Source organism: Lentibacillus salinarum (assembly GCF_042679865.1).
In the GTDB taxonomy this organism is placed as follows: domain Bacteria; phylum Bacillota; class Bacilli; order Bacillales; family Amphibacillaceae; genus Lentibacillus; species Lentibacillus salinarum.
Window position 1 is genome coordinate 1 of record NZ_JBHTNH010000018.1, and the last position, 7,802, is coordinate 7,802.

The following is a 7,802-nucleotide window of genomic DNA, read 5'->3' on the forward strand; positions in this document are numbered from 1 at the left end:
CGCATGACCACTTTTTCGATATCCGTCCATACTTTCACCTCATAATTTAGTATGGACAAAAAAGATAGGGCTAAAAGCTGATACCGTCTAAAGACGGTGGAGTTAGACCACGCATTTGTAAGTTAAAGAGATTTTGTTAGACCGGTTAGACCCTAAATTTTAACGTGCGCTTTTTAGGACTTGTTTAATTTAACATGCCTGACATATTTCGTCAACAATAGAGAAAAACAATTTGTTACATGTTTCCCCTTTATGCCTATCCGCTCTCCATAACCAATTTGCCTCTACACTTCCCACATCTATATTTGTTTAAATCGACTCGGCGGATTCGTTTATAAAGGTGATCACATTTTTCACATCTGTAAATATATTTCGGGATCCTCTCAGATGATGGCAGCCGCGAACAATGCCTGGGTGATCCAGTTTCCTTTAAAAGATTCTTGAAATCCTTGTCACCATGTTTATATCCCTTCCCTTCTATATGGAGGTGATAATGACATAGTTCATGCTTAATAATCCCGATAACCTCTTCTTCATCGCACTCAAGAACATATTTGGGATTCAATTCAATCGTTCTTTTAGCCGGAAGGTATCTTCCACCGGTTGTTCTAAGGCGGTTATTGAATTTTATGACGTCCACAAAAGGTTTATGGAAGTGTTGATGGGAAAGACGATTAACGAATTCATGCAAGTCATTCTCATTTAAAATATTCATTTGAAAAACCACCCTTATTCCTTAGCGCAATACATTATCAAATTCTGTAAGTTCACTGATAAGCCGGAAAACACCTGGAAATTACATAAATACCATATATGCCGCTATTTTGAGAGCTTAAATTTATCATGTAACACGCTTCAGACGTCGTGCTGAAATACAATTTAAAATTATTATGATTAAACATTGATTTTTAATAAATTTATATTATAATAGTACATGGGTATTGAAAACGTATTGCCAAATATTGCGGAGTGCTTTCAAAGTTAACTGACATTATAAATGAACGTAATACTTATCACCATTTTCATCCAATGAATATAGATAAGAAAGTCATCATATGAATTTATAATGTTAGTTAATCGTCTTGCTAGGTTAGTCGTAACTACATAATAGCAAACATGCCCTTTCTTCCGCAATTTTGCGATGCCAATCACCCATCTACCAAGCTATTTCATAGTAATATTATAATAGCTATGTTATTATAATGATTATAAAATAAACAGGAGGGAATACGGTTATGAGTGAACACGAAAATAAAAAGAAAATGACAACAGCATTCGGTGCTCCGGTACCTAATGATGATGATTCCAAAACGGCTGGTAAACGCGGGCCACTGTTAATGGAAGACTACTGGTTCCTGGAAAAAATGGCGCATTTTGATAGGGAAGTCATTCCGGAACGCCGCATGCACGCAAAAGGGGCTGGTGCATATGGTACATTTACCGTAACGCACGATATTACAAACTATACAAAAGCAGCTATATTCTCTGAAATTGGCAAGAAGACAGATATGTTTATTCGTTTCTCGACCGTTGCCGGTGAACGTGGCGCTCCAGATGCAGAGCGTGATATTCGCGGAACAGCCATGAAATTCTATACAGAAGAAGGTAACTGGGATCTTGTTGGTAATAATACACCCGTATTCTTTATGCGGGATCCGAAGAAATTCACAGATCTAAACCACGTTGTTAAACGGAATCCAAAAACCAATATGAAAAGCCCAGATGCTAAATATGATTTCTGGTCTTTACTACCCGAAGCACTTCATCAGGTTACCGTTGTCAATAGTAACCGTGGCATTCCAGCAAGCTTCCGGAATATGCATCTATTTAGCAGCCATGCATACAGCATGATCAATGCCAATAATGAACGTGTTTGGGTCAAATTCCATTTCCGTACACAGCAAGGCATTAAAAACCTGAAAGAGGATGAAGCAGAAAAACTAAGAGGAAAAGATCCTGAAAGCCATACAAGAGATCTCTATAATGCGATTGCAAACGGTTATTATCCAAAATGGACATTATATATTCAGGTCATGACCGAAGAAGAAGCCAAAAATATGCCATACAACCCATTTGACTTGACGAAAGTCTGGTATAAAGAAGACTTCCCACTGATTGAAGTTGGCGAATTGGAACTGAACCGTAATCCGGAAAACTACTTTACTGAAGTAGAACAAGCTGCATTTGCACCGACGAATATTGTGCCTGGCATTGGTTTCTCGCCAGATAAAATGCTGCAGGGCCGAATATTCTCATATAGCGATACACAACGTTATCGTTTAGGCGTCAACCATTGGCAAATTCCGGTTAACTACCCTAAAAATGTGAAAGACTTCCATCCATATCATCGTGATGGCGCCATGCGTGTCATGCACGGAGCAGAGGGTGGAGAGGTTTCCTATACGCCTAACAGTTATGGCGAATGGGAAGACCAAAAAGACCTTGACGAGCCAGCTTTAGAAATTAGTGGAACGGCTGATTATCACAACTTCCGTGAAGATGACGATAATTACTACGAACAGCCTGGTAAACTGTTCCGTCTCCTGAGCCCGGAAGAACAGCAGGATTTATTCTACAACACGGCATGTGACATGGAAGGGGCAACCAAAGAGGTCAAACTGAGACATATCACGAACTGCTATAAAGCTGACCCTGCTTATGGCGAAGGTGTCGCCAAAGCTGCTGGTATTCCATTAAACGAAGTAGAAGCAGCAGCCAGCGATAAGGAATAAAGCGAAACTTCATTCAGCGGGGCGGTTTTCTCCGCTGAATGTTAGTTGAGCCGAATCGGACATTTACGGACATTTAACCGCCGTTCCTTGGCGGTTTAGTGTCCGTTACATGCGGGGTAAAGCGAAACTTCATTCAGCAGAGCGCTTTCCTCTGCTGAACGTTAGTTGAGCCGAATCGGACATTTACGGACATTTAACCGCCGTTCCTTGGCGGTTTAGTGTCCGTTACATGCGGGATAAANGACATTTACGGACATTTAACCGCCGTTCCTTGGCGGTTTAGTGTCCGTTACATGCGGGATAAATTCTAAGTAAAAAGACTGCCCATTTTGAAATGGACAGTCTTTTTATATTACCGTCTGACATGTGATCAAGAAGTCATTTGAACTGAAATGAAAAAAGGCTATATGCGTTAACTATTTTTCATTGTGAACCATCGACAAAGCAATCCGGCCTTTATCGATATCAACACTCTCCACCCACACCGTCACGACATCACCGACTGATGTTATATCCATCGGGTGTTTGACGAATTGGTTGGACATTTTGGAAATATGGACCAATCCATCCTGTTTAACACCAATATCCACAAAAACGCCGAAATCCACCACATTGCGGACAGTACCCTGCATTTCCATACCTTGTTGCAAGTCTTCCATGGATAAAACGTTTTGTTTCAACAACGGCTTTGGCAAATCATCTCGCGGGTCACGTTCCGGCCGGCTCAGGGCATTGATGATATCCTGTAGGGTTGGGACGCCCATTTCCAGCTCTCCCGCCATTTTTTTGACATCAATCGTGTTCAATTTCTCACGTAATCTTTCAGTCCCGATATCGTCCTTTTCACAGTCGATCGTTTGTAAAAGCTGTTCAACTTGTGAATAGCTTTCGGGGTGGATCGGGGTCCGATCGAGCGGATTTTCACCATCCAAAACACGTAAAAACCCGATTCCCTGCTCATATGTTTTGGCGCCAAGCCGGGGAATGTCTTTAAGCTCTCGCCGATCTCTGAATTTGCCATCCTCATAACGTTTTTTGACGATGTTATTAGCAACCGTTTTGCTTAACCCGGCCACATATTGCAATAACGGCGGCGAGGCGGTATTAACATTGACACCCACCTGGTTAACGGCCGTTTCGACGACAAATGACAGGGATGCATTCAAGGCCTTTTGCGTGACATCATGCTGATACTGTCCGACACCGATCGATTTCGGGTCAATTTTCACCAGTTCAGCAAGCGGGTCCTGTACTCTCCTGGCAATCGATGCAGCACTCCGCTCCTCAACCTGCAGATCAGGAAACTCTTCCCGTGCCAGTTTGGAAGCCGAGTAGACACTTGCCCCCGCTTCATTGACAATGATATACGGAATATCCAATTCATTTTTGCCAATCACATCCGAGATAAATTGTTCTGTTTCCCGTGAGGCTGTTCCATTTCCAATGGCGATCAGCTCGACAGCAAATCGGTCGATTAAATCCATAACTTTCTTTTCGGCACCAGTTGTATCATGCCTTGGAGCTGTCGGGAACATGACCCCTACCTCGTGCACTTTTCCTGTCTCATCAACAAGGGCCAGCTTGCATCCTGTCCGGTAGGCCGGATCGACGCCAAGGACTGTTTTCCCTTTAAGCGGCGGCTGCAGTAATAAGTTTTTAAGATTTTTGGAAAATATATCAATGGCCTGCTCTTCTGCTTTTTCCGTTAACTGATTGCGGATTTCCCGTTCAACAGCGGGCTGAATCAGCCGTTTGAAGCTGTCCTCAATCGCTACCTGTAGGATGTCAGCGGTCTCCTGATTGGTCTTGTTGGTCATCACGTTGCGCTTTAAATACGCACGTATACGTTCGGTCGGCGGTTCAACCGCTACTTTCAGCACACCTTCTTTTTCCCCGCGATTTAAGGCCAAAATCCGGTGGGACACCAGCGAACGGACTGCCTCATCGTACGCATAGTACATTTCATAAATACCTTTTTCATCCTTGTTCGCATCTTTTGCCTCGGCATGGACTGTTCCACGCTTAAAGGTTTCGCTGCGAATATATTCCCGATATTCCGGTTCATCTGCAATCCATTCCGCCAAAATATCATTGACACCTTGGAGGACATCTTCAACTGTATGTAAGCCATATTCCTCCGATAAGTACGTCTCCGCTTCGCCTGCCACATCATGCAGCTCCTGCTCCCACACGGCCATTGCCAGTGGTTCCAATCCTTTTTCCTTAGCTTTTGTTGCCCTTGTCCGGCGTTTTTGCTTGTACGGCCGGTATAAATCTTCCACCCGCTGCAATTGGGTTGCCTGTTGAATAGCGCGTTCCAATTCGTCGGTGAGCTTTCCCTGCTCATCAATCAAGCGGATGACTTCCTCTTTGCGTTCAGCCAGATTCACCGCATATTGCCATTTGTCATGAATCAATTTAATTTGTACTTCATCAAGTCCGCCGGTTACCTCTTTCCGGTAACGGGCAATGAATGGTACCGTATTTCCTTCATCCATTAGTTTAATGACGCTTTTTACAACGGATGTCTTGACGTTTGCTTCGTTTGCTACCCACTGTTCCAATTGCGTTGCCAAAATGGTTCCTCCTTCATACCGCAGTGATTCCAGTTTACCAAAAATCGGCTGGAATGAAAAAAGCCGGCCATGTAAAGCCAGCTCTAACCGTCATATTTAATTGCGATTAACGTTGTATCATCCAACCTTACTTGCCCCTCTGTATAGTCGGCAAATGTCTGAACGGCCTGATGGACATCTGGGTTTAATAAAAACTGTTGTGACAAATCATTATCCGTCACACCATCAGAAAATAAAATGAAATTCATCCTAGCGTCAATTTTATCATTCACAACTTTAAATGGTCTGTGGTAACCGGCAAGATAACCAGCATTCGGAATGCTTCGTTTCTTTTTTCCGTTGTTGCGAATCGTGATGATCCCAATATTTCCAATTGAAGAAAACGAATATTGCCTTGTCCGAAAGTCAATTCTTAAAATCCCGATAACCGCCCCGCGTTTTCCTGACAACTGCCGGTTACATTTTTTTATCAGTTGTTCAACCGTCGCATGAATATTTTCTTTTATGATGCTGATAACAATCTCAGAAGACTCTTTGGCAAACGCGCCACTTCCCAAACCGTCCGCCAGAACACATATATATTCATTGTCTGTTTCCGTGTAAAAATAACTGTCCCCGCAGTAGTATTGATCCTTCTTAGCCTTTTGGAAGACAGCTGTTTCGACTTTATTGGACATATGGCTCAATCGAAAACCTCCGCACTTTCAGATTGCAGTGCTTCGCGAAGTTTCCGTAATGAACGGCGCTGTAAACGGGAAACATGCATCTGGGAAATGCCTAGTCGGTCACCGGTTTCCTTCTGGCTCATATGTTCAAAGAACGTACAGCGTAAAATAGCCTGCTCCCGTTCTGATAAGACAGGAAGTATTTTTTCCAGCAGCATGCGCTGATCGACATTATCAAAGCCGCTGTCACTGTTACCGACTAGATCCAATATCGCAACCGTACTGCCCTCGGAGTCTGCTTCAACTTTCCTGTCAACGGAAAGGGCTTTATAGCTTTTGCCCATCTCCATCGTTTCGAGTACTTCTTCTTCGGAAATATCCAAGTAATCGGCAATTTCCGGAACCGTCGGAGAATCCTGATTTTCGGTTGTTAACGCATCCACCGCTTTTCTTATTTTCGGCCCTAACTCCTTGATTCGGCGCGGGACATGAACGCTCCACGTTTTATCACGAATAAATCGTTTAATTTCACCAATGATGGTCGGTATGGCAAAGGATTCGAACGATTTGCCGTAAGATGCATCATATCTTCTAACGGCAGCAATTAATCCAATCATACCCACTTGTGTCAAATCTTCGTGGATGCTGCTGTTTTTCGAATACTTCCGGGCGATCGATTCGACTAAATCCGTATAGTTCAGGATAACTTTTTCCTGCAGGGCTTCGTTTTCGGGGTCGTTTTGCAGTTTTTCGATTGTTTGATAAATGTCATCCTGCTGCTTATCGGGTTGTTGAGATTTGGTCGTCATCAACACCCACCTCGGCTTCATTAAGGTATTTGGTCATTAAAACGATGACCCCGTAGTCGTTCTTGATTTCCACTTTATCCATTAACGCATCAATCAGAAAGAGACCGAAGCCACCTTCCTGAAGATCCTCCACAGGCTCTGAACCCTCGTACGGCCCAATCCCTCCTTTAATTTTATTCAGGTCAAAACTCCCACCATGGTCCGCTACCATAACCTCCAAGCGATCTTCATAAACACCAAACCCGATTGTTACTTCGCCTGCGTCGCCACCGCTATAAGCATGCTCGACCGCGTTGGTAATCGCTTCGGAAATGGCCACTTTAAGATCTTCAATCGCTTCATAGGAAAAACCCAAACGACTGGCGACACCCGAAACACTTAAACGAACAACACCAACATACTCCGCTCTGGCCGGCACCTTCATTTCGACAAAATCAAAATTATCCATTAGTCATTTCCACCTCGAATTGCAGTATCAATCGTCATAATGTCATCAAGTCCTGTTATTTGGAATAACCTTAACACACGATCCTGCAAATTAACTAGACGCATGGCGCTGTTGTTTTCTTTCGTGGATTTTAATGCACTAATAAAAACACCTAGTCCTGTACTATCCATATAATGAACGTCTTCCAAATCGACTTCTGTCTGTTGTCCTTCCACATTCGTCAACGAGAGTAATGTCTCTTTTAACTGTGGCGCCGTATAGGCATCCACTTCACCGGACAATGAGATGACAGACTTGTCAATCCTGTCGGCAACGTCAATTTGCAAATTCATGAATACCCTCCTCAATATCACGGATGTCCTAGAAGCACCTGGTATTTACCGTATCCTCCAGTGTTTTAACGATAATCCTGTGAGGTTTTGCTATTTTTCGAAAGTGTTATTGTCAACTTAAACGACCACCTGCTAAAGCAGGTGGATTTGGACATAAATGTCGGCGACTAAAGTCGCTGCTCCAGGCTGAAGTCCTGCTCAAAGTCCTTAAGCTGAAGCATATTCTAAATATGACTGAAC

7 protein-coding genes are annotated in these 7,802 nt (G+C 43.3%); 1 reads left to right on the forward strand and 6 read right to left on the reverse strand.

The window, feature by feature from the left end; genetic code table 11:
* Positions 1 to 256: 256 nt before the first annotated feature.
* On the reverse strand, positions 257 to 715 hold the full coding sequence (locus ACFQ4A_RS08550; RefSeq protein ID WP_382399565.1) for a SprT family protein: 459 nt from the start codon (positions 713 to 715) through the stop codon (positions 257 to 259).
* A 520-nt stretch (positions 716 to 1,235) separates the two neighbouring features.
* Between ACFQ4A_RS08550 and ACFQ4A_RS08555 the strand changes: the two genes are divergently transcribed.
* Positions 1,236 to 2,732: a catalase gene (locus ACFQ4A_RS08555; RefSeq protein ID WP_382399567.1), complete on the forward strand. Its 1,497-nt coding sequence runs from the start codon at positions 1,236 to 1,238 to the stop codon at positions 2,730 to 2,732.
* Between the two features lie 416 nt (positions 2,733 to 3,148).
* Here ACFQ4A_RS08555 and ACFQ4A_RS08560 read toward each other — a convergent pair whose 3' ends face one another.
* The 5 genes from ACFQ4A_RS08560 to ACFQ4A_RS08580 all read right to left on the reverse strand — a co-directional run bounded on the left by ACFQ4A_RS08560 (position 3,149) and on the right by ACFQ4A_RS08580 (position 7,562).
* Positions 3,149 to 5,308, reverse strand: coding sequence for a Tex family protein (locus ACFQ4A_RS08560; protein WP_382399569.1), 2,160 nt, complete (start codon positions 5,306 to 5,308; stop codon positions 3,149 to 3,151).
* A gap of 83 nt (positions 5,309 to 5,391) precedes the next feature.
* A complete protein-coding gene (locus tag ACFQ4A_RS08565) occupies positions 5,392 to 5,985 on the reverse strand; it encodes a SpoIIE family protein phosphatase (RefSeq protein ID WP_382399577.1) in 594 nt (197 codons plus the stop codon).
* A 5-nt stretch (positions 5,986 to 5,990) separates the two neighbouring features.
* A complete protein-coding gene (gene sigB, locus ACFQ4A_RS08570) occupies positions 5,991 to 6,782 on the reverse strand; it encodes an RNA polymerase sigma factor SigB (protein WP_382399571.1) in 792 nt (263 codons plus the stop codon).
* Entirely contained in the window at positions 6,754 to 7,230 is a 477-nt protein-coding gene (rsbW, locus tag ACFQ4A_RS08575) for an anti-sigma B factor RsbW (protein ID WP_382399573.1), read from the reverse strand. Before rsbW ends, sigB begins: the two co-directional genes overlap by 29 nt.
* Positions 7,230 to 7,562, reverse strand: a complete 333-nt coding sequence (locus tag ACFQ4A_RS08580; RefSeq protein WP_382399575.1) for an STAS domain-containing protein — start codon at positions 7,560 to 7,562, stop codon at positions 7,230 to 7,232. The genes rsbW and ACFQ4A_RS08580 overlap by 1 nt, the downstream gene beginning before the upstream one ends.
* Positions 7,563 to 7,802 lie beyond the last annotated feature (240 nt).